1 pseudogene is annotated in these 245 nt (G+C 66.9%); it reads right to left on the bottom strand.

Annotation, left to right across the window (positions count from 1 at the left end):
* Nucleotides 1-245 (bottom strand): annotated as a pseudogene (locus KVS69_RS20225) (J domain-containing protein); the annotation flags it as partial.

Here is a 245-nt window from a genome sequence, read left to right as displayed (position 1 = left end):
CTGCGGCGTCAGGATCCAGTGCGGCTGGAAGCGCCTGGGATGTCACCAGGCGCGGCACATCCGGTACCGGTGTTTCTGCCTGCATGGACTCGACCAGCTCGGCCTGCGTATCCGTACCGCGACCACAAAGGGCGAGCGCATGCTGGTAGCACGCATGCAGGTCCTGGAACGCCTCAGGATCGTCATCGGGGCGGTTGGAACGCAGCAGCCTGGCGTAGGCACGCTTCACCGCACGCGCGTCGCCC

It is taken from the genome of Stenotrophomonas sp. GbtcB23 (assembly GCF_019091045.1).
Classification (GTDB): domain Bacteria; phylum Pseudomonadota; class Gammaproteobacteria; order Xanthomonadales; family Xanthomonadaceae; genus Stenotrophomonas; species Stenotrophomonas rhizophila_A.
The sequence above is the reverse complement of the archived record's forward strand: the minus strand, read 5'-3'. Positions and strand labels throughout refer to the sequence as shown.